A 333-nucleotide genomic window follows, 5' to 3' on the forward strand; every position below is an offset into this window, starting at 1 on the left:
GATCTCAGGTGTGGAGACCGCGGTGGAGGCGGTGGCGGAGGTGTTCCGCGGGCTGGGGCGTCGTACGTCCCGGCTGCGGGTGTCGCACGCCTTCCACTCCCCGCTGATGGAGCCGATGCTGGAGGACTTCCGCACGGTTGTGGAAGGACTGTCGTTCCACGCGCCCCGTATCCCCGTGGTCTCGAACGTGACGGGCACGCTTGCCGATGACGAACAGCTCACGTCCGCCGATTACTGGGTGACCCATGTCCGTGAGGCCGTGCGTTTCGCCGACGGAGTTCGTTCCCTGGTCGGTGAGGGTGTCACGCGGTTCGTGGAGCTGGGCCCGGGCGG

Annotated in this window: 1 protein-coding gene; it reads left to right on the plus strand. The window is 67.9% G+C overall.

The genetic code is table 11. The annotated features are described in order from the left end of the window. Positions 1-333 (plus strand): acyltransferase domain-containing protein (locus IH50_RS38505; protein WP_037873737.1); only part of this gene is annotated, 333 nt, incomplete at both ends.

Source organism: Streptomyces sp. NRRL S-37, assembly GCF_000721605.1.
GTDB lineage: Bacteria > Actinomycetota > Actinomycetes > Streptomycetales > Streptomycetaceae > Streptomyces.